The organism is Bradyrhizobium sp. Kon56, assembly GCF_055807635.1.
This window is the reverse complement of record NZ_JBVVOU010000380.1, coordinates 1-280: the sequence shown is the minus strand read 5'-3', so window position 1 is coordinate 280 and position 280 is coordinate 1. Positions and strand designations below refer to the sequence as shown.

Genomic DNA, 280 nt, shown 5'->3' with positions numbered 1-280 from the left:
AGCGGACATCTCCGATAAGGACCGCCAGGGCATCCTGCGCTCCATCGACCGTTGCACGGTGAAAAAAGTGGTGCAGGCCGGGCCGGAATTCGTGATCGAGGAAGTCGACAACCTCGACGCCGATGCGCAGGCGTTGTTGATGCCCAACTCGACGTCGGAGGCGGGCACCTACATCGCCGGCAAGGATCTGCCGCTGGAGCAGACCATCGCCAACATGTCGGCGATCCTGGCGCGCCTGGGCATGAAGATCGAAATCGCCTCGTGGCGCAATATCGTGCCC

Annotated in this window: 1 protein-coding gene; it reads left to right on the top strand. The window is 62.5% G+C overall.

What is annotated here, in order from left to right; translation table 11 throughout:
• A partial coding sequence (locus AC0L3B_RS39380) for a hypothetical protein (RefSeq protein ID WP_473383189.1) occupies positions 1–280 on the top strand: 280 nt, incomplete at both ends.